The organism is Arcticibacter pallidicorallinus (assembly GCF_003002875.1).
GTDB lineage: Bacteria > Bacteroidota > Bacteroidia > Sphingobacteriales > Sphingobacteriaceae > Arcticibacter > Arcticibacter pallidicorallinus.
In genome coordinates, this window is record NZ_PVTH01000010.1 from 42,690 (window position 1) to 63,432 (window position 20,743).

At 44.8% G+C, this 20,743-nt stretch carries 17 protein-coding genes; 12 read left to right on the forward strand and 5 right to left on the reverse strand.

Annotated elements, in window-relative coordinates; translation table 11 throughout:
* Positions 1-268: 268 nt before the first annotated feature.
* On the reverse strand, positions 269-1,861 hold the full coding sequence (gene treF, locus B0I27_RS14475) for an alpha,alpha-trehalase TreF (RefSeq protein WP_106294615.1): 1,593 nt from the start codon (positions 1,859-1,861) through the stop codon (positions 269-271).
* Between the two features lie 117 nt (positions 1,862-1,978).
* On the opposite strand from treF, the gene B0I27_RS14480 reads away from it, so the two are divergent.
* From B0I27_RS14480 to B0I27_RS14490, 3 genes are all read left to right on the forward strand, one after another.
* Positions 1,979-3,223 carry an aspartyl protease family protein gene (locus tag B0I27_RS14480; protein WP_106294617.1) on the forward strand — a complete coding sequence of 415 codons (1,245 nt, stop codon included), beginning with the start codon at positions 1,979-1,981 and terminating at the stop codon, positions 3,221-3,223.
* Positions 3,224-3,343: 120 nt separating this feature from the next.
* Positions 3,344-3,937: a YceI family protein gene (locus B0I27_RS14485; protein ID WP_342751879.1), complete on the forward strand. Its 594-nt coding sequence runs from the start codon at positions 3,344-3,346 to the stop codon at positions 3,935-3,937.
* A 304-nt stretch (positions 3,938-4,241) separates the two neighbouring features.
* Positions 4,242-4,880, forward strand: coding sequence for an NYN domain-containing protein (locus B0I27_RS14490; protein WP_106294619.1), 639 nt, complete (start codon positions 4,242-4,244; stop codon positions 4,878-4,880).
* Positions 4,881-4,901: 21 nt separating this feature from the next.
* Here the strand turns inward: B0I27_RS14490 and B0I27_RS14495 are convergent, their stop codons facing one another.
* Positions 4,902-5,672, reverse strand: coding sequence for an MBL fold metallo-hydrolase (locus B0I27_RS14495; protein WP_106294621.1), 771 nt, complete (start codon positions 5,670-5,672; stop codon positions 4,902-4,904).
* Positions 5,673-5,857: 185 nt separating this feature from the next.
* On the opposite strand from B0I27_RS14495, the gene recJ reads away from it, so the two are divergent.
* Genes recJ through B0I27_RS14510 form a run of 3 tightly spaced genes read left to right on the forward strand, consistent with a single transcriptional unit; the run spans position 5,858 to position 9,835 of the window.
* Positions 5,858-7,567, forward strand: coding sequence for a single-stranded-DNA-specific exonuclease RecJ (recJ, locus tag B0I27_RS14500; RefSeq protein WP_106294623.1), 1,710 nt, complete (start codon positions 5,858-5,860; stop codon positions 7,565-7,567).
* A gap of 1 nt (position 7,568) precedes the next feature.
* Complete coding sequence (gene lptB, locus B0I27_RS14505; protein WP_106294625.1) at positions 7,569-8,321, forward strand: LPS export ABC transporter ATP-binding protein; 753 nt, start codon at positions 7,569-7,571, stop codon at positions 8,319-8,321.
* Complete coding sequence (locus tag B0I27_RS14510) at positions 8,318-9,835, forward strand: GH3 auxin-responsive promoter family protein (RefSeq protein ID WP_106294627.1); 1,518 nt, start codon at positions 8,318-8,320, stop codon at positions 9,833-9,835. The genes lptB and B0I27_RS14510 overlap by 4 nt, the downstream gene beginning before the upstream one ends.
* Positions 9,836-9,838: 3 nt before the next feature.
* Here B0I27_RS14510 and B0I27_RS14515 read toward each other — a convergent pair whose 3' ends face one another.
* From B0I27_RS14515 to murB, 3 genes are all read right to left on the reverse strand, one after another.
* Entirely contained in the window at positions 9,839-10,810 is a 972-nt protein-coding gene (locus tag B0I27_RS14515) for a polyprenyl synthetase family protein (RefSeq protein ID WP_106294629.1), read from the reverse strand.
* Between the two features lie 179 nt (positions 10,811-10,989).
* The gene (locus B0I27_RS14520; protein WP_106294631.1) at positions 10,990-11,529 is read right to left on the reverse strand and encodes a sigma-70 family RNA polymerase sigma factor; all 540 of its coding nucleotides are present in this window, start codon (positions 11,527-11,529) and stop codon (positions 10,990-10,992) included.
* Positions 11,530-11,658: 129 nt separating this feature from the next.
* The gene (gene murB, locus B0I27_RS14525; RefSeq protein WP_106294633.1) at positions 11,659-12,675 is read right to left on the reverse strand and encodes a UDP-N-acetylmuramate dehydrogenase; all 1,017 of its coding nucleotides are present in this window, start codon (positions 12,673-12,675) and stop codon (positions 11,659-11,661) included.
* Positions 12,676-12,791: 116 nt separating this feature from the next.
* Here murB and B0I27_RS14530 point away from each other — a divergent pair, with 116 nt between their 5' ends.
* From B0I27_RS14530 to B0I27_RS14555, 6 genes are all read left to right on the forward strand, one after another.
* Positions 12,792-13,418, forward strand: coding sequence for a TetR/AcrR family transcriptional regulator (locus tag B0I27_RS14530; protein WP_106294776.1), 627 nt, complete (start codon positions 12,792-12,794; stop codon positions 13,416-13,418).
* 82 nt (positions 13,419-13,500) lie between these two features.
* The gene (locus tag B0I27_RS14535) at positions 13,501-14,136 is read left to right on the forward strand and encodes a TetR/AcrR family transcriptional regulator (RefSeq protein WP_181276794.1); all 636 of its coding nucleotides are present in this window, start codon (positions 13,501-13,503) and stop codon (positions 14,134-14,136) included.
* Positions 14,137-14,190: 54 nt separating this feature from the next.
* Positions 14,191-15,555, forward strand: coding sequence for a TolC family protein (locus B0I27_RS14540; protein WP_106294637.1), 1,365 nt, complete (start codon positions 14,191-14,193; stop codon positions 15,553-15,555).
* 64 nt (positions 15,556-15,619) lie between these two features.
* Positions 15,620-16,684 (forward strand): efflux RND transporter periplasmic adaptor subunit, encoded by a 1,065-nt coding sequence (locus B0I27_RS14545; protein WP_106294639.1) that lies wholly within the window; start codon positions 15,620-15,622, stop codon positions 16,682-16,684.
* 11 nt (positions 16,685-16,695) lie between these two features.
* Complete coding sequence (locus B0I27_RS14550; RefSeq protein ID WP_106294641.1) at positions 16,696-19,854, forward strand: efflux RND transporter permease subunit; 3,159 nt, start codon at positions 16,696-16,698, stop codon at positions 19,852-19,854.
* 247 nt (positions 19,855-20,101) lie between these two features.
* Positions 20,102-20,689: an RNA polymerase sigma-70 factor gene (locus B0I27_RS14555; protein ID WP_106294643.1), complete on the forward strand. Its 588-nt coding sequence runs from the start codon at positions 20,102-20,104 to the stop codon at positions 20,687-20,689.
* Positions 20,690-20,743 lie beyond the last annotated feature (54 nt).

The window sequence follows — 20,743 nt, forward strand, 5'->3', positions numbered from 1 at the left end:
ATAACGGATAAACAATATTAAGTCAGCGTAGCAGAGAAGACCCGATTTATAACCCCGTAATTGGCGGCACCTGCTCTACCATTTCCTCGTTCTCTATTCAGTCTCGGTTATATGATGCCCATAATCGCCTGAGATAATACCCACATAAGTCCGACTTACGATACTGTAAGTCGGACTTATGTGGGCTAAAAGGCGCTTTATATACGCCTGCATTCAAAAGGGAATAAACGGCCGTCCCTTCGAGCTTACCCTTCGGGGATTATAAAGCTTACTGAATACTTTGGTTCTTTTGTCGCGCAAGAATCTTCAGCAACACGCCATTCGTCCAGCCAAAGCCGTCCTGGTTCGGGTACTCGCCGCCCCCGGCAAAAACCGCGGTATCGACCACATTATACTTTTCCATCAGCTTCCCCGTCTTATTGAAAACGTTGACGTTCAAACTGCTCCATCTGCGGGACACTTCGCGGGACAACTCCTCCTTTTTATAAGTAGACAAGCCGGCGATCGCCATCCATTGCAACGGAGCCCAGCCATTAGGCGCGTCCCATTGCTGCCCTGTGGTCGCCAGGGTCGAAACCAGACCTCCCGGCTTGAGAAACTTCTGCTGCAGGGTATTTGCCATCGTATCGGCACGGCTTGTAGCTATCATATTGAAATACATGGGATAGACACCGGCCAGACTCATAGAGGAAGTCGCCATTTCCGACTTCCAGTTGTAGTCTCGAAACCATCCTGCCTCTTTGTCCCAGCAGTATTTCATAATCGCTATTTTGCGTTGTTCCGCTGAGCGCGTCATGAAGTCTTTTGCTTTATCGTCTCCGCCGATTTGGTAGGCTTTAGCCAGCATGATTTCAAGATGATATAAGAGGGCGTTGAGGTCGACAGGAATGATATCCGTGGTCTGTATGGTATTCAGGGTCTTGCCATCGCTGAACCAGCGACTGCTGTAGTCCCAGCCCGACTCCGCTCCGGAGCGAAGATGGCGGTAAACTTCAGGTTTTGAGGCGGAGCTGTTCGCCGCGATGGCAACGTCTTCCGAGTAAGCTTCCTCCCGGGGCCAGTCGCCCGAATCGAAATAGCGGTTCAGCTTTTCGCCATCAGGCATAAACACGACATGCAGGTTAGCGCCCTTCTTCGCATCGTTATTATTCATCCAGAAACTGTATTCTCTCTCCAGAGCATCGCGGTTAGCTTTCAATACGGAATCACCTTTCAGCTTTTTGTTCTCCATGAGCAGCTTTACCATCAATGAAAAGTATGGAGGCTGAGATCGGGTAAGATAATAGGTACGGTTACCGTTGGGGATGAAGCCGTAAGTACGAATGAGGTAGGCAAAGTTGTTCACCATGCTTTCGATTAGGTCGGTGCGGCCGCTTTCCTCCAGCCCCAGCATCGTGAAATACGAATCCCAGTAATAGACTTCGCGGAACCGGCCACCCGGCACCACGTATGGCTGCGGAAGCGCCAGAAGAGAGCTGTACTGGTAGTATTTGTCGGGCCTGCGCGTCAGTACATCCCAAAGAGAGCGAATATGCGGTTCGACGCCTGCGCGAATATTGGTTTGGTAGTCTTTTGCAACTTCTTCCGGCAAACTGAAGTTCTTGTCCACAAAGGCCTTCAGATTGAAGCCGGCCTTATTCTTCTCTTCCTGATAAGTTTTGAGAATGTCTTCCGGATCGCGCTTAGGCATACAATCGGTGAAAGTTTTACTGTCTTCAAACACATGGCCGGCCTGCACAGCCTCAAATAATCCCGGAAAGAGGTCGCGGGGAGACTGATGTTTGGTTTCGGTTTTTTGTTTGCAGGCGGAAAGGCTCAAGATCAAGAGGACGATAAAAAAGGAGGCGGACTTAAAAATCATAGCACAGAAGGATTTAGTTGTGCTAACAAACCATCAACAGAGAGGTTTCATTTATAGCGGATTTCCTTTTCAGAAAGGACCAATAAAATAACGTAAATTTATACATAGCCAATCCGTATGCCACCATCCCTCCTCTATATCAGAAAGTTGCTGATGCTGCTGGCTGCGTTCAGCTTGCTCAGTTCGGGAGGCTTTGCCCAGAGTTTTCAGTTCGAGGACAAGCGGAAGCGGCACTCTATTTCGTTCCGTCTCGTAAAAAACCTGATCGTCGTTCCGATGACCATCAACGGAAAGGGTCCCTTTAATTTTCTTCTGGATACAGGAATAGGTGTTTGCCTGATCACGAACCCCTCTCTCATTGATTCACTTCATTTGACTGGTCTCCGGCAGATGAAGATTACCGGCTTCGGGCAGGGCGAAGAGCTGAGTGCATCGGTGGCTTCGGGTGTAACACTAGGACTCGGCAGGACGGTAGCGCATTCGATGAATGTCATCATTCTGAACGAAGATTTGCTGGAGCTTTCAGAAACACTTGGCATGCCTGTTCATGGATTAATTGGATATGATTTCTTCAACAGTTTCATGGTTGAGATCCGATACTCCGCTCAGCGAATTACGCTACGCCCTTTCTCCAGCGAATACATTCCTGAAAAGAGCACGGAAGTATCTATCAGCGTTGAAGATAAAAAACCGTATATAGAGAGTACAGTTGAACTGGATGGCAAGGTTTACAAGGCGTTGAAAATGATCGTTGACACGGGCGCCGGGCACGCTGTTTCTCTGGAAAGCTATGATAAGAAGTCGTTTGATGCTCCTGAAAAAAATATTGAGGCCAATCTTGGAGTCGGGTTGCTCGGACCTATTCATGGCCATATTGGTAGGATACAAAGCATTACCATCGGAAGTTATCTGTTTCAAAACGTCGTGTCATCCTTTCCGGAGTTTCAGGAAGTGATCAAGAGAAGCGGATTTCCGGAGAGGAACGGTAATCTCGGAAATCCTGTCCTCAAGAGGTTTCGGGTAATGTTCGACTATAGCAGGAATAAGATATACCTCCGCCCTGCCCATTCATTTAAAGAGCCCTTTGAGCATGATATGAGCGGACTGGAACTGGTGACAAGGGCACCGGACTTCAAGCGTATACTGATTAACCGGGTTGAGCAGCATTCTGCGGCAGACAGCGCGGGGCTTCGTGTGGGGGAAGAAATTATCAGTATCAACTTTCGACCCGTCAAGGAACTAAGTATGGAGGAAATCAATAGCATGTTCAGTTCCCGAGCCGAAAGGACCTTTATCCTTTATGTAATCGACAATGAAGGTGAGCGAAAATTTGTCATGCTCAAATTAAAACGACGCATTTAAGGCAGGAGATGGTTCTTCTACCTTGGAAATGTGAATAAACTGTCATTTTCTAAGGAAATAGGTGTTGCAACATCTATTTTTAATAAAGATGTTTACTTTTGTATCATAATGAATATGAAAATGAAATTAACATCAGTATTAGCCATTGCAGCAATCGGCTTATTTTCGGCGTTCAAGCCAGCTTTAAAAACAGAATCTTTTACTGTTGATACAAAGAACTCATCCATCAAGTGGTTAGGTGAAAAAGTAACAGGCAAGCATTTCGGAACGATCAACTTGTCTTCGGGCAGCTTGAATTTTAACGGGAATAAGTTAGCTGGTGGTTCATTCACTGCAGATATGAACTCCATCGTTGCTACTGACGTTCAGGGAGAAACTGCTCAGAAACTGGAAGGTCACCTGAAAGCTGATGATTTCTTCGGAACTGCGAAATATCCAACTTCTACCTTTAAGATCACTAAGGTTACTCCAGCCGGAGCAAGCCAGGTAAATATCACCGGTGACCTGACTATCAAAGGGATTACCAAGCCGCTTACTTTCCCTGCGACAGTAAAAAGACAGAATAACGCAGTTGTTGCTGTAGCGAAGGGTGTTAAAGTAGACAGAACGAAATACGATATCCGTTACAACTCTAAGAGCTTCTTTGAAAGCATTGGAGACAAAGCTATTTATGATGATTTCGTACTTGACTTTAATCTGGTAGCGAAGAAGTAATAAGAAGAAATCTAAAGTAGAAAATACAAAGCCTGCATCATAATTTTGATAGCAGGCTTTTATTTTTACGGAGAGTTTGGACATCTCGTCTGAAATATCTAATATCACACCCTGACTTTCAATCTAAGTTAGGATCCAAGACTAAAGAGAGAAATATTTGTTGAAAAAAGAATGAAAGACAAACTAAAAGTATAATAAGAAAATACTTGTGAAAAAAGAAACGCCTCCAGAAGGAGGCGTCGAACTAAGGATACTATCCTTAGTGAAGTTCTTGACTACAAAGATACAGTAATAACAACGTAAAATGCAAGAAATAGTTCAAAGAAAAGAAAGAGTAGTTGCGTACATAGATGGTTTTAACCTGTATTTTGGAATGCGAGAAGCTGGCTTTGATAGCTGCAGGTGGTTAAATATAAAACTCCTTGTGGTGAATTTATTGAAGCCACATCAGGAATTAACTGGAATAAAATATTTCACAAGTCGAGTAAGCAACAACCCCGACAAGCAAAAGCGCCAGTCTACATATATCGATGCGTTAGAAAGCACAGGGATCAAAATCGTGTATGGCAATTATCAGGACGGCACCCAAGAATGCAAAAGATGTGGACATATCTGGCGCACCGCCAAAGAGAAAATGACCGATGTGAATATTGCTACAGCCATTATCGTTGACGCTTTTAAAGACGAATACGATATGGCTATGCTCATTTCTGGGGATAGCGACTTAACACCCCCTATTAGAGAAGTCCACGCCCTATTTCCCAAAAAACGGATATTTATTTCATTTCCGCCTAAGCGACACAACTCTTCGATGACAGTGGCTGCAAAAGGTTCTCAAATCATAGGTAGAAAAAAACTCGTAGATTCACAGTTCGATCCTGAAGTGATAAGTAAAACAGGTTACAAATTAAAAATCCCACACGAGTGGAAGGCAGACGTCTAAGAGCCGCAACGCTCTGTTTACCTATTCTTTAAGGATCTTAAACGCCCCCTCAACCTCTTCTACCCTGGCTAGCGAATCCCTCTTCGCATGATAGAACAGACATAGCCAGTTTTCCTGGGCCGCCAACTTACCGTAGTGTTCCCGCAGCTCCATGGATTTAGCGCCGTCGTAGTCGTATTTGGCCTTAAACTTTCGAAGCAGCTGTTCAGGTTCAGGAAGGATATCTGCGCCAAAGAAGCACTTATCGCCCTGGTCATCTATCAGGAACACCTGATGGAACTGGCAATGTCCGCCTGTCACTTCGTAACTGATCTTATCCGTTAGCTTTCCGTCGCCCTCTATGAAATGAATACTGCCGCTGCGCTGAACGATGTCAAAGATATCTGTGTGGTAAGAGGACGATGCTCCGCTGTAGGCCACTTCCCATTCGTTGCGGTTGATGACATACTCTGCATGTGGAAAGGACAGCTGCATTGTGCCGTCTTTCTCGTAAATCATTCCGGCAGCGTGATCGTAATGAAGATGCGACATCAGTACCATGCTTACGTCCTCTGGATCATAACCGGCCTTGCGGATGTTTTCATGAATGACGAGTTCGCCTGCGCCATTCTTGTAGCCAAGGCCTGTGTCCAGAACGATTAACTTACCATCCAGCTCTATCAAAAACGGTTGAACGTGGATAAATAAAGACCCGGGACGATCTTTCGCATTGTCGGTCTCCGGATTAAAGGGTATGAATTTTTTAGAGCTGTCTACAGAGTAAGAACCTTCGTTTAAAGAATATACTTTCATCAGATATATTTTATTTTTTCATGGTGATGAAGCGGTCATAAGCCTATTTTCCATTGCTATTGAGCAGCTGTGCTCAAGACGATTTCATCGGAAAAATGTATAAGTTGATAATGAATTGCTTAGCAAGACATGGGTAGATAATAACGTATTAAATAGTATATTTAACCCCACAACCTAACAAAGATATGCAAAAAAGGTGGGCAGAACAGGACTTAAAGAACCTGAAAGCTATTAAGGAACTTCGAGATCAGCTTAACATCGATGAAGTTCTGGCTGCTCTGCTTGTCGCCCGTGACATAACGACTTATGAGGATGCGCGGAATTTTTTCCGTCCTTCATTGAGTCATCTGCACGACCCTTTTCTAATGAAAGGAATGGAGGTTGCAGTAGAGCGGATACAGCGCGCGTTACTTTCTAAAGAAAAGATACTGATCTACGGAGATTATGATGTGGACGGCACTACATCCGTTGCGCTCGTTTATGGCTTCTTACGGAAATATCATTACCATATTGATTATTATATCCCTGACCGTTATAAAGAAGGATACGGAATATCGACTCAGGGTATAGATTATGCGCATGAGCATGGCATCACGCTCATTATTGCGCTCGATTGCGGTATTAAATCGGTTGACAAAGTTGATTATGCGAACAGTCTGGGAATTGATTTCATTATCTGCGATCATCACACCCCGGGCAGCATCATTCCGGAAGCGGTAGCAGTGCTCGACCCAAAGCAGAGTGATTGCCCCTACCCTTACAAGGAGCTTTCGGGCTGTGGTATCGGCTTCAAGCTGATCCAGGCCTTTGCTATGCGTAATAATATCGCCTTTGAAGATCTGGAATGTTATCTCGACCTCGTGGTGGTGAGCATTGCTTCTGATATTGTACCCATAACCGGGGAGAACAGGGTATTGGCAAAGTTTGGTTTGCAGCGTCTTAATACTGCGCCCTGCCACGGTATGGCGGCACTGATTGAGATCGCGGGAAAAAAGCAGTATACCATATCGGATGTGGTGTTTACGCTCGGCCCGCGTATTAATGCCTCCGGGAGAATAGATGATGCGCGGCATTCTGTTAACCTTTTGATTTCGGAGAACAGGGACATCGCGAGAAGTCACAGTCATGTGATCAACATTAAAAACACGGAACGAAAAGAGCATGACACCTCCATAACGGAGCAGGCTCTGGCGATGATTGCTGCCGACCCGGCACTTTTGAACCGGAAGACAACTGTCGTTTATAACGAGAGCTGGCATAAGGGAGTGATCGGTATCGTAGCCTCCAGGCTAACGGAAAAATACTACCGCCCTACGATTGTGCTTACGCAATCCAATGGTCATGTCTCCGGATCTGCCCGTTCGGTCATTGGCTTTGATCTGTACGAGGCGCTGAATTCCTGCAGTGATCTGTTTGAACAGTTCGGGGGACATAAATATGCTGCGGGACTTACCTTGAAGAGTGAGAACCTGCTGGCTTTCCAGGAGAGATTTGAAAATATTGTTTCTCAGACGATACCTGATGAGCTACTGATACAGGAACAGGTTATCGACGCGAGCCTTGATCTGGAAAAGATTGACGGCAAATTCTTCCGGGTTTTGAGTCAGTTTGCGCCGTATGGCCCTTTAAATACCACTCCTGTGTTTATCAGTCATGCTGTGCAATGCCTGGGCAGTCCGCAAACCGTCGGAAACAATCACCTTAAAATGACTGTTAAGCAGGGGCGTTCACATGCTTTTGATTGTATTGGATTTGGACTGGGTGAATATATAGATATCGTGCAGGGCGGCCTTCCCTTTGATATTTGTTACACAATTGAAGAAAATGTTTGGAAAGACAAACGTTCCATTCAATTAAATTTGAAAGGTGTAAGGCGAACACCTCAACACGACTAAAATGATACTCAGAGCAGAAAACTTAGTTAAGAAATATAAGCAGCGAACGGTGGTGAACGACGTTTCCTTCCAGGTTGCACAGGGTGAGATAGTGGGACTTCTGGGGCCAAACGGTGCCGGGAAAACTACTTCATTCTATATGATCGTTGGTTTGATCAAACCAAACGAAGGGCATGTCTACCTCGAATCTGAAGATATCACCAGCGACCCCATGTACCGGAGGGCGCAGAAAGGGATAGGTTATCTTGCACAGGAGGCCTCTGTTTTCAGGAAGCTTAGTGTAGAAGATAATGTCATGGCGGTGTTGGAAATGACCAACCTGACTAAAGCCCAGCAAAAAGACAAGCTGGAGGAACTTCTCTCGGAGTTTAGCCTGCACAGGGTTCGTAAGAACCGTGGTGACCTGCTTTCCGGAGGGGAGCGGAGACGTACAGAGATTGCGAGAGCACTTGCCGCCGACCCGAACTTCATTCTGCTGGATGAGCCCTTTGCCGGCGTTGACCCCATCGCGGTGGAAGAGATTCAATCCATCGTATCCAAGCTGAAAGACCGTAATATCGGCATTTTGATAACCGACCATAACGTTCAGGAGACGCTATCGATAACTGATCGCGCGTACTTGCTTACCGAAGGAAAAATCATGCTTACCGGCACCCCACAGGAGATTGCCAATAATGAAATGGCCAGAAAATTCTATCTTGGTCAACACTTTGAATTGCGTAAAAAGAAGAATAGCAACCCCGCTCCCTTATGACACTTGTAAATACGATTGTAACCTGGTTCATGAAAAAACGAATGGACCAGATAGAGCTGTTTATGAATCATCCGCATGATGTGCAGGATGAAGTATTCCGCACATTGATATCTTCGGCAAGGTCAACCGAGTGGGGAAAGTTGTATGGCTACGATTCGATCTTCAATCAGGAGCAATTTAAACAACGTGTACCGCTGCAAAACTACGAAACGCTGAAACCTTACATAGAAAGGATGATGACGGGAGAGCAGAACATTCTTTGGGGTTCTGAGGTGAAGTGGTTTGCTAAGTCATCGGGCACAACCAATGACCGGAGTAAGTTTATTCCGGTAAGTGCAGAGTCTCTGGAGGATTGCCATTACAAGGGCGGGAAAGACATGATCTCGATCTATTGTAATAATAAGCCCGACACACAAATGTTCACGGGGAAATCGCTCGTATTGGGTGGCAGTCATAAGGTCAATCAGTTTAACGACGAGATTTCCTATGGAGATATATCGGCTGTATTGATCAAGAATTTACCGATGTGGGCGGAATTCCACCGCACTCCGGATATGTCGATCAGCCTGATGGACAATTACGAAGAAAAGATTGAGAAGATGGCTCATGCGACCATTGACGTCAATGTGACTTCTATGGCTGGGGTACCCACCTGGACGGTTGTATTGGCCAAGCGTGTGATGGAGATTACCGGCAAAAAGGATCTTTTGGAGATCTGGCCGAACCTGGAGCTTTATGTTCATGGAGCCGTAAAGTTTGGGCCTTACAGGGAGCAGTTTAAAAAGCTGATTCCATCTTCGTCCATGTATTACCTGGAAACTTACAATGCATCTGAAGGATTCTTCGGCATTCAGGATCTACCTGGATCAGAAGAGATGTTGCTTATGCTGGACTACGGCGTTTTTTACGAGTTTCTTCCGATGGAGAACTTCGGGGAAGAGAATCCGGCAACAAAAAGCCTATCGGAGGTGGAGCTAGGGAAGAATTATGCCCTGATCATTTCGACGAACGGCGGACTTTGGCGCTATATGATCGGTGATACGATCAAGTTTACATCTATATCGCCGTATAGAATTCAGATTACCGGCAGAACAAAGCATTTTATCAATGCTTTTGGGGAAGAAGTGATCGTTGACAACGCAGAAAGGGCGCTGACTGAAGCCTGTACCCAAACGGGTGCAATAGTGAGGGACTTTACTGCCTGTCCGATTTATTTCAGTGATAACGAGAACGGCGGCCATGAGTGGATCATTGAATTTGACAGTCATCCTTCTGACATAGAACGCTTTACCGACATCCTGGACAACACCTTACGGGAAGTAAATTCTGATTACGACGCAAAACGGTTCAAAGACATGGCCTTGCGCCGGCCATTGGTACATGTAGCTCCCGAGGGTACTTTCTATCAATGGTTGAAGACACGCGGTAAATTAGGCGGTCAGCATAAGGTTCCCAGGTTAGCTAATGAGCGAACCTATGTGGAGCAGATTCTGGAGCTTATTTCCAGCCGATAGAGCTTATTTCTTTCGTTCCGTGGTGAAGCGTACCAACTGCTCAAGAGCAGTGCGTGCAGTATGATCCGGGAAGGTATGCAATACTTGAAATGCTTCATCCTGATACCGGTGCATCTGTATTTCAGCATAAGCGAGACCTCCGTTATTACGGACAAAAGAAATCACTTCTTCGACTTTGGCGTTATCCTCATTATGATTCTTCACCAGGTTGATGATTCGCTGTTTTTCCTTTTTGTCTACTTTGCTTAGGGAGTAGATCAGCGGAAGCGTCATTTTCTTTTCCTTGATGTCTATACCAAGGGGTTTACCCACATCATCCGTTCCGAAGTCAAAAAGGTCGTCTTTAATCTGGAAAGCCATTCCGATCTTCTCGCCAAACAAGCGCATTTTTTCTATGGTTTCCACATCGGCACCGGCAGATGCTGCGCCGCAGGCACAACAGGAGGCGATCAGGGATGCGGTTTTCTGGCGAATTACCTCATAATAGATCTCTTCGCTGATATCGAGCCTTCTTGCCTTTTCAATTTGCAGCAATTCGCCTTCGCTCATGAGCTTAACGGCGGAGGAAACAATTCGTAAAAGATGAAAGTCGTCGTGATCAATAGACAATAACAACCCTGTGGCCAGGAGGTAGTCGCCTACCAGTACTGCTATCTTATTTTTCCAAAGAGCATTGACAGAAAAGAAACCGCGACGCTCATACGAGTTGTCGACCACGTCATCATGCACAAGAGTGGCCGTATGAAGCAGTTCTACAAGTGCGGCACCACGATGGGTAGATTCGTTAATTCCACCGCAGAGGCTCGCAGAGAAAAAGACAAACATGGGTCTTATCTGCTTACCTTTTCTTTTAACTATGTAATGTGTGATCCGGTCAAGCAAGGGAACGGTGCTTTTCATTGAAGACTTAAACTTCTCTTCGAACGCTTCCAGCTCTTGCTCTATGGGTTTTTTTATTTCGTCTAACTTTGACATGAACGACTGAATACATGATTCCCCGCTTTTGGCAAGACAGGTCGATTGCAAACATAGCTAAATAATATATAATACCGTGTTCAAACGATTAATTAGCCTGCCATCACAGAATAAAATCCATAAAAAAACCCCTGAAATATCAGGGGTTCTATAGTTGAGTTTAGAAAATAGGGGCTTGTTTATTCTGCCTCCGCGTAGATCGGCTTTTTAACGCCATTGTCGTAAGGTTTCAAGCTCTTTTTAAGAAGCTTTCTTGCTACGTGGATACGAGTTTTTACTGTACCGATTGGAATAGCCAGATAGTCGGCAATTTCATGGTATTTGTGACCTTCGAAATACATGCTAAATGGTACATAGTATTCTTCGGGAAGTTTACCTAAAGCGTTTTTAATATCATCCATAATGAACTTAGACTCACCCTGGTTTTTAGTAGATGAAAACACCAGGTTAGCTGAAGATATCTCATCAGATTTCGTAACGAATGAACTGATCTTTACAAAACGACGGTAGTTATTGATGAAGGTGTTCTTCATGATGGTATACAACCAACCCTTAAGGTTCGTACCTTCTTTAAATTTATTATAATATGTTATCGCTTTAAGCAGGGTGTCCTGCACCAGATCATTAGCGTCATCAGCATCATGAGTGAAATGTAAAGCATACATTCTTAAAGAACTGGCTTGGTGCATTACCATAGTGTTGAATTCGATCTTAGTCATATTATAAAGTTTTTATAGATGATTAACAGTTACGCTATCATATATACAAACACTATGCTAAAAGAACGAAAACCTTTAAAAGTCCCTGATGTTGTAGCTATTTAATAGTTATTTAACATAATAACGAGGTTAAAGGACGTTGACTTCGCGCTCCAGAGTAATGTTAAATTTTTCTTTAACATCGTTTATTATTGCCTCTGAAAAGCCATATATCTCTGAACCTGAAGCGTTTCCAGCGTTCACTATAACCAATGCCTGGTTTTTCCAGGTTGCGGTTTGTTTAATTTGTTTTCCTTTCCATCCACTTTTTTCAATCATCCAGCCCGCGGCCAGCTTTACTGTACTGTTTGGTAGACAGTAGTGTACTATGTCTGGAAAAGCAGACTTCAGCTGTACAAATTCATGTTCATCTATCACGGGATTTTTGAAAAAGCTGCCCGCATTACCGATGGTTGAGGGATCGGGTAACTTCTCGACACGGATACTGGACACCACACTGGATACATCTTTGATATTTGGATGAGTAATGCCACGCGCCTCCAGCTCCTGGCGAATAGCACCGTAGGATATATTGATATGAGGGACTAAACTTAGTTTAAAGGTGACTGAAGAAATCAAAACCTGGTTTTTAAGCGCACGCTTGAATATGCTGTCGCGATAATCAAACTCACAGTCAGCCGGCGAAAAAGCTATTACCTCAGCCCTATCGATATGGTACGCCCGACAGGAATGAAACACATCTTTCAGCTCAACGCCGTAAGCGCCTATGTTCTGAACCGGGGACGCTCCTACCGTACCCGGGATAAGGCTGAGATTTTCTATTCCGGCAAAGCCCCTGTCTACACAGTACTTTACAAGGTCGTTCCAGACAACACCGGCTCCAGCCGTCACATAGACGTCATCGCCTTTTATTTCGTGGGCGATACCCGGGATGCTCATCCTGATAATGAGACCACCGAAGTCGCGGGTAAATAGTACGTTGCTACCACCTCCAAGAATAAACCTCTCCGCAACTCTCCATCTGTCTTCGGCAAAAAGCTCTTGAAGCTCCCCTTCGTTATGGATCTCTGTGAACCAACGGGCATGAGCATCCACTCTAAAAGTATTCAGGTTTTTAAGGGAAACGTGTTCTGCGATAGCAAGCATCTTAAATCTATTTGGGCCGAATTTCGGATTAAATATCAAATAATTGAAAAATTAAAACCTTAGCATTATTTGTGTATTATCACTTTCCTAAAGGAATAATAGTTATTTTTGGTAACGTGGAAAATCAGGACAGGAAAAAGGATTTAATTATTGACGCTGCGCTTAAACGGTTTGCTCATTTCGGACTTTCTAAAACGACAATGACGGAAATTGCCAATGACCTCTCTTTATCCAAAGCCCTCCTTTATTACTATTTTCCTGATAAGATCTCGCTTTATTCGGCAGTGCTCAAAAACATCATTGAAACGATGGATGCTGAAATGCGGAAAGATGTTGGAAGTGCGACCAACAGTCACGACGCTCTTAAAAAATGCTTAGACAAGAGACAGGCGTTCATCTCCAAGTACTATAATTTACTGGACTTCACGAAAATCACCGGCACCGAACTGCCCGGTAACCTGATGTGTATGTTTGTTAAAGCAAAGGATTCAGAGCTAACGGTTCTGAAGACGGTACTGGAGATTGGCATTTCTGCGGGCGAGTTCAAAGTCGACGATCTGGATGAAACTGCCGCTCTGTTAAAAGACGCCCTCTCGGGCATCTATTTTACTGTATTAAAACGTCACACTAAAGGCTTTTTACCAGAGAAAGAACAGTTTGACAGCATCCTCAGCCGTCAGAAAAAACTAGGCGAAATATTCCTCAAAGGGCTGGAAGTAAGAACTGTCTCCGAAATATCATAATTTTTTTACGACTCTAAAAACTTGAATAAGTCATTTTGTTGCCGTACTTTTGACTAAATTATTAAAAAAGTCAAAGAATAAATTGAACGATATAGATAGGAAACGAGAATTAATTGTAGAAAGCGCGATCAAGCGCTTCTCGCATTTCGGTATTCAGAAGACGACGATGAATGAAATTGCTGACGACATATCGGTTACGCAACCTTCACTTTATCACTATTTTCCAGACAAGATGAGTCTGGTGATTGCGGTGGTTGAAAAGATCATGGCGGACTATTTCGAGGAACTGGAGGGCAAGCTAGCTACCCTCAACAACTTGGGCGAGGAGTTTATCGCGCTACTGGTCTGTCGGAAGAAATTTATTAAGCGATATTTTATGCTGAACCTGACGGAAACATCGCCCGAAGCCGGTCAGATACAGAACGCCTGTTACGGAGTGATGGAACACGCTAGAGTGAGAGAGTCTGCTTTAGTTGCCTCGTTAATAACGAAGGCTATACATATAGGAGAAGTCGCCTCGGTTGATGCAGACAAAATGAGCAAACTATATCTTGACGCCATAACCGGATTAAGCGTGTTTGTGCTCATACCGATTAAAAATAAGTTCTCGCCAGGAGAAGACGAGTTTGATCTGATCTTCGAAAGGCAAAAAGAGCTTAGCGCAGTTTTTCTGTCGGGATTAAAGTCGTTTGGTTCAGATAGCGAGACATTATTGTAACACGAACACTACTTATTGATCAAATAATCTATAACAACGAGAATAAAAAAGAAGATGAATAGACCGAGAATAAACACGCTGATTGCGGCCTTAATAATGGCATGCACATTAGGTGTGGGATCAGTCCAGGCACAAACTGTGCAGCTATCTCTCAAAGAAGCGCTCAACTTTGCCCTTAAGAACAATGCATCCGTCCGCAAGGCGCGTCTGGAAGCAGAAAAAGGAAAAGAGCTTACTGCGGAAGTCAGGTCGCAAGCCCTGCCGCAAATAACGGCCTCAGGAAGCCTGAACGACAATTTAATGATACAAAAGAGTCCGTTACCAGGAGAGATACTGGGTAGACCGGGCGAGACGATACTGGTTGCTTTTGGGCAGAAGTATACGGCGAATGCGAATGTGCAGCTTAGTCAGCAGCTTTTTAATCAAAGTGTGTTCACAGGATTGAAAGCAGCGAGAGCGGGAGAAGAGTATTACCAGCTTAACGTCGATTTGAGTGAAGAAAATGTATTACAAATGGTTTCTTCTGCGTACTACCAGGTATTGGTGAGTCGCGAAAAGATTGAAGCAATAGATGCCAACATATCCTCTTTACAGCGGACTGAAAAAATACTAAGCGACCAGTACAAAAATGGCCTGGCTACACGGATCGACGTTGACCGGGTGAAGGTGAGTTTGACAAACCTGCAGACGCAACGAGATGAGCTTGCGAAAGCTGCTGTACAGCAGGAAAACACGTTGAAATATTATATCGGCATGCCTATAGGTGTCAGCGTGGAATTACCCGAGGCCGAACTTAACCAAATTGTGGAAGGGGCGAATAGTCTGGCTGATACGGTAAATGTATCCGGACTGACTGAATATGCGTTGCTGAAGAAACAGGAAGAACTTTTAATTTACCAGAAGAAGTCTAAAGTAGCGGAGTACTACCCAAAACTTTCCTTTATCACCAATTACTCACAGAACGGGTTCAGTAACAAGTTTGACTTGTTCAAGAGTAACGGAACAGCGAACTGGGCAGAAGCTTCGGCAATCGGGCTGAATATCTCGATCCCGATATTCGACGGTTTTGGAAGAAGGTCAAGAGTTCGGCAGGCACAGATTGAAATAGAGCAGATCTCAGAGGATCTGAAGGACAACAGACAAGCATTAAATTTGGCTTACAGCAATGCAAGGCTGCAACTAAGGACCAGTGTGAGTACGATCAGAAACCAAAATGAAAATATGCGTCTTGCCCGCGAGGTGTTTAGCAGCACCCAGAACAATTATAATAATGGTTTGGCATCGCTTACAGATCTGCTGAATGCAGAAACAGCGTTGACCGATGCTCAGAACAGCTATACGCAGGCATTGTTGAACTACAAGCTTGCTGAAATACAGCTCATGAAATCGAACGGAAATATTAAATCTCTCTTAAACTAAAGAACTGAACGGCGGACGATATACCCGCCGGTAAAGTTTGTGATCCTCAAAAGAAATATAGTCGATGAAAAAGAATACAGTAATTACAATTATAGCAGTAGTAGCAGCCCTTGTTCTGATTGGCTGGGTACTTCAAGGCAATAAAAAGAAGAACGCCGAGAAGACGGCTGTTGTTGCGGAAGGAAGTAAGGGTGCGGTAGCCGTAAAAACGGCTAAGGTTAGCCGGACCGATATTGATCTTAACTTTTCTTCTAATGGTACATTCTCCTCCAACCAGGAGCTGACACTTTCTGCGGAGAACTCGGGGCGTGTGACACGTATTGCCGTAGACGAAGGTGATCGCGTAAGCAAAGGTCAGGTCTTGGCACGTATTGATAATGAGCTACTGGTTGTGGATACAGAAACTGCCGAAGCCAACTATCAGAATGCTGTACGTGACCTGGCACGTTATGAAAGTTCTTTCAAGACTGGCGGTGTGACTCAGCAAGCGCTGGAGAACGCACGCCTGCGGGTGAAGACAACACAGGCTGCGGTACAATCATCGAAAAGAAAGTCAAGTGACGCAAATATCAAAGCACCTTTCTCGGGGGTGATAAACAAACGGTCAATTGAGATGGGTTCTTATGTATCTCCGGGCACTGCTCTGTTTGAGATTGTTGATGTATCCAAACTGAAGTTGAAAGTTACCGCGAATGAATCGCAGGTGGTGAACCTGAAAAAAGGAGATCAAGTGACTATTAAGTCGAATATCTTCCCTGATAAGGAGTTTAAAGGCAAGATCACCTTCATCGCTGCAAAAGCAGATAACAGCCTGAACTTCCCTATTGAAATCGAGCTGGCTAATACCGGAACTTCCGAGATTAGAGCAGGGATGTACGGAACAGCTGTATTCCAGTTCCCGAAGCAGGATCCGATAATGACAATTCCGAGATCAGCTTTTGTGGGTAGCGTAAACAGCAACAGTGTGTTTGTTATGAATGGCGATAAGGCAGTTGAGCGGAAGATCGTTGCGGGTAGAATCTTTGGTGAGACAGTAGAAGTACTGGATGGGCTCCGCGAAGGCGAATTGGTCATTACAAGTGGTCAGATCAATCTGGTGAACGGAAGTTTGGTGGAAAACGTTAAATAAAAAATTCCCTGATGAAAATTGCTGAAATATCAATAAAAAGACCCACCGTAGTGGTTGTACTGTTTACGGTATTGTCACTCCTTGGGTATATAAGTTATACCTCGCTCAGTTACGAGCTCTTACCTAAGTTCTCGCCGTCGGTTGTTTCGGTAACGACGATATACCCGGGGGCATCGCCAAGTGAGGTGGAGAATACGGTGACGAAGAAAATTGAGGACGCCGTGGCTTCGATGGAGAACATCAAGAAGCTAAATGCAACTTCTTACGAGAGCCTTTCCTCAGTTGTAATTACCCTGCATAGTGGAACGGATGTGGATCTGGCACTGAACGATGCGCAAAGGAAGGTAAATGCTATCCTTTCGGAACTTCCGGAGGATACTGAAGCGCCATCGCTAAACAAGTTCTCATTGGACGACCTTCCGGTTATTACCATGTCGGCTACTTCGACAATGGATGATGCCGCCTTTTTTGATTTGATGGACAACCGCGTTGTTCCGAGCATCTCCAGGGTGACCGGAGTGGCACAGGTAAATATCATCGGTGGTCGTGAACGCGAAATTCAGGTAAGTATTGATGATAATAAGTTACAGGCTTATAATTTATCGCTACTCACTGTACAACAGACTATCCAGGGATCCAATCTGGACTTTCCAACGGGATCTGTGAAAACACAAGACCGCGATATCCTGGTACGTCTGGCAGGAAAATATAGCACTGTCGAGGAGCTTCGCAACCTGGTCATTTCGGATAAGAATGGCATTCAGGTAAGGCTTGGAGACGTGGCAGACGTTCAGGATGCACAAAAGGACGTTGAGAAGCTGGCTCGTGTAGACCGGAAAGCATCCATTGCATTGCAGGTGATCAAGCAATCAGACGCAAATGCGGTAGATGTTAGTAAGGGAATCCATACGATCATCGAAAAGCTGCATCAGGACTACGAGAAAGTAGGTCTTAACCTGGTGATTGCGTCCGACAGTTCCATATACACACTCGAATCTGCCGACGCGGTTATTCATGACCTTGTGCTGGCTGTTATTCTGGTTGCTTTCGTGATGCTTTTCTTCCTGCATAGTTTGAGAAACGCAGCCATTGTAATGGTGTCAATCCCGGCTTCCTTGATCGCCACCTTTATAGGAATCAGCATGTTCGGCTATACGCTGAACCTGATGTCTCTTCTGGGTCTTTCGCTGGTGGTGGGTATTCTCGTGGATGATGCTATTGTGGTATTGGAGAATATTTACAGGCATATGGAAATGGGCAAGAACCGGGTGAAAGCTGCCTTTGAGGCAACGAAGGAAATTGGCTTTACGGTAACCTCGATTACTCTGGTAATTGTGGTGGTGTTCTTCCCTATCGCCATTAGTACCGGTTTAGTTTCGGACATTCTGAGACAGTTCTGCGTGGTGGTTATTATCGCTACCTTGCTCAGTTTGCTAACCTCCTTCACAATTGTACCGCTTCTGTCTTCGCGCTTTGGAAAACTGGAGCACCTTACGGGCAAGAATATGTTCGAACGCGTGATCCTTCGCTTTGAAAGAGGCCTGGACAAGTTTACAGCCTGGATTACAGGTATATTAAACTGGTCTCTGGCCCATAAGAAGACTGTGCTGGCCGGAACATTTGTTATGCTGCTTGCTTCTATCGCGTTACTCGCAACCGGATATATCGGAACGGAGTTCTTCCCTAAGAGCGACAGAGGTGAGTTTATTGTGCAGATAGAAATGCCTAAAGATGCTTCTATCGAGCAGACAAACCTGATGACGTCGAGGGCAGAAAATATGCTTAATCAAAAGCCTGAAATCACCCGTATGATCACGACCGTGGGTCAGACAAGTGATGGTATGGGTGCTAGCCAGTCGACCGCGTATAAATCGGAAATCACGGTTCAGCTGGTGGAACGTAAAGAGCGAGCTGACCAGTCTGACGTTTATGCTGCCAAGGTTAGGAAGGAACTCACGGAGAGCCTTGCCGGCGCTAAGATTACGACTACACCAGTGAGTATTCTGGGTAGTGCGGAAAGAGCCCCGGTTGAAGTTATCGTAATGGGACCTGACTTGCCAAGTGTAATGGAGTTTGCTGAGGTGGTACGTGGAAAGGTTGAGAAGATCGAGGGAACTACGGGAATCAAACTTTCAGTTGAAAGTGGTAATCCGGAGGTTCAGGTTCAGGTGGACCGCGATAAGATGTCGTCTTTAGGTCTGTCTTTGCAAACCGTAGGTGCGACGATGCAAACCGCTTTTAGTGGGAACACTGACAGCAAGTTTCGCCAGGGTGAGTATGAGTATGATATCAATATCAGGCTCGATGACTACAACAGACAGAGCATAGACGATGTGCGTGGTCTGACGTTTATTAACTCCAAAGATGAACGTATCCGCCTGGAGCAGTTTGCAACGGTAACGGAAGGATCAGGCCCTAGTCAGTTGGAACGTCAGGATAAAAGCACGAAGGTGTCGGTTCAATCGCAGGTGGTGGGACGTCCGACGGGAACTGTCTTCGCAGATATTGAGACCCAGATTAAGGATCTGAAGAGACCAACCGGAGTGAGCTATCTGTTTGGAGGTGATATGGAGAATCAGTCGGAAGGCTTTGGCACCCTGGGAATGGCTTTGATGATGTCCATCATCATGGTATACCTGATTATGGTGGCCTTGTATGACAACTATATTTACCCATTTGTGGTAATGTTCTCTATTCCGTTGTCGATTATCGGCGCATTACTAGCATTGGCTTTAACCAACAACTCGCTAAGTATATTCACCATTCTGGGATTGATCATGCTGATCGGTTTGGTGGCAAAAAATGCGATTATCCTGGTTGACTTTACGAACCAGCAGAAGGCGGAAGGTAAGTCTACGCGTGAATCGCTGATCATGGCTAACCACGCCCGTTTAAGGCCTATCCTGATGACCACAATTGCGATGGTTATTGGGATGCTTCCGATTGCTATTGCATCGGGTGCGGGTGCTGAGTGGAAAAATGGTCTGGCATGGGTAATTATCGGTGGTCTGATTAGCTCACTATTCCTTACACTGGTGATTGTACCGGTGATTTATGAGGCATTTGATAATATCATGCATCGTTGGGGTTGGGATAAAAAGGGAGATGACATCGATGCGATGATGACAGAACCTGAAAAAGAAGAAAAGGAACTGGAAGTAGTTCACTAGCGTGCCTTAATTATACAGCATAATAATAGTTGTGACTGGTCTGGTGAGGTAAACAAATCAGCTCACTTAATACACAAAAAAGCTCAGATAGGATGTTGTTCCTTTTCTGAGCTTTTTTTATTTAATTTGGTACATAGGCAATGTACTTACAGAGCAGGATAGTACGGGTTGCGTAACAATGCTAAAACTGTTAAGTTTAACTACCTTTTCAGAGCCTGAATGCTGATTAACGCCAACCAGTTATAACATGAGACAGTATATTAAATTCTCAGATTCCAATCTATTGGCTCTGCTGAAGCAGGGTGATATAGTTGCGTTCGAGGAATTATATGAAAGATACTGGTCTAAACTTTATTCAGCGGGGTACAAACGTTTGGGAAACCGGGAAGCAGCGGAAGAGATCGTGCAGGATATATTTACTTCTTTGTGGATTAAACGCTCTTCTCTAGTGGTCAATTCTTCATTTGAAAATTACCTTTATTCTTCTGTTAAATACATGGTTTTCGCGTCATTTCAGAAAGAAAGCAACAGGAAGACTTATGAAAACTACGTGGCCCATGTTCATAAAGACATTGATAATTCGACAGTTGAGGCCATTGACTGGAATGAACTGACACGAAATGTGGGCACTGAAGTAGAAAAGCTTCCTGAAAAGTGCCGCAAAGTTTATGAGTTAAGCCGGAAGGAATTCCGCTCGAATAAAGAGATCGCTTTTTCCTTGGGTATCTCTGAAAAAACTGTAGAGAATCATCTCACACGCGCTCTGCGTACTCTGCGCGTAAACCTAAAGCAGGTGGGGACTCTCCTGCTCAGCTCCCTTTTATCTTTTTTTTAAATTTTTTAGGTTTCGATTGGGGGTAAAGGCTGGGTTAGCTCACTGTACTTATAT

Coding starts and splice junctions, on each gene's coding strand:
- treF (WP_106294615.1), bottom strand. CDS start 1,861: ATGATTTTTAAGTCCGCCTCCTTTTTTATCGTCCTCTTGATCTTGAGC.
- B0I27_RS14480 (WP_106294617.1), top strand. CDS start 1,979: ATGCCACCATCCCTCCTCTATATCAGAAAGTTGCTGATGCTGCTGGCT.
- B0I27_RS14485 (WP_342751879.1), top strand. CDS start 3,344: ATGAAATTAACATCAGTATTAGCCATTGCAGCAATCGGCTTATTTTCG.
- B0I27_RS14490 (WP_106294619.1), top strand. CDS start 4,242: ATGCAAGAAATAGTTCAAAGAAAAGAAAGAGTAGTTGCGTACATAGAT.
- B0I27_RS14495 (WP_106294621.1), bottom strand. CDS start 5,672: ATGAAAGTATATTCTTTAAACGAAGGTTCTTACTCTGTAGACAGCTCT.
- recJ (WP_106294623.1), top strand. CDS start 5,858: ATGCAAAAAAGGTGGGCAGAACAGGACTTAAAGAACCTGAAAGCTATT.
- lptB (WP_106294625.1), top strand. CDS start 7,569: ATGATACTCAGAGCAGAAAACTTAGTTAAGAAATATAAGCAGCGAACG.
- B0I27_RS14510 (WP_106294627.1), top strand. CDS start 8,318: ATGACACTTGTAAATACGATTGTAACCTGGTTCATGAAAAAACGAATG.
- B0I27_RS14515 (WP_106294629.1), bottom strand. CDS start 10,810: ATGTCAAAGTTAGACGAAATAAAAAAACCCATAGAGCAAGAGCTGGAA.
- B0I27_RS14520 (WP_106294631.1), bottom strand. CDS start 11,529: ATGACTAAGATCGAATTCAACACTATGGTAATGCACCAAGCCAGTTCT.
- murB (WP_106294633.1), bottom strand. CDS start 12,675: ATGCTTGCTATCGCAGAACACGTTTCCCTTAAAAACCTGAATACTTTT.
- B0I27_RS14540 (WP_106294637.1), top strand. CDS start 14,191: ATGAATAGACCGAGAATAAACACGCTGATTGCGGCCTTAATAATGGCA.
- B0I27_RS14545 (WP_106294639.1), top strand. CDS start 15,620: ATGAAAAAGAATACAGTAATTACAATTATAGCAGTAGTAGCAGCCCTT.
- B0I27_RS14550 (WP_106294641.1), top strand. CDS start 16,696: ATGAAAATTGCTGAAATATCAATAAAAAGACCCACCGTAGTGGTTGTA.
- B0I27_RS14555 (WP_106294643.1), top strand. CDS start 20,102: ATGAGACAGTATATTAAATTCTCAGATTCCAATCTATTGGCTCTGCTG.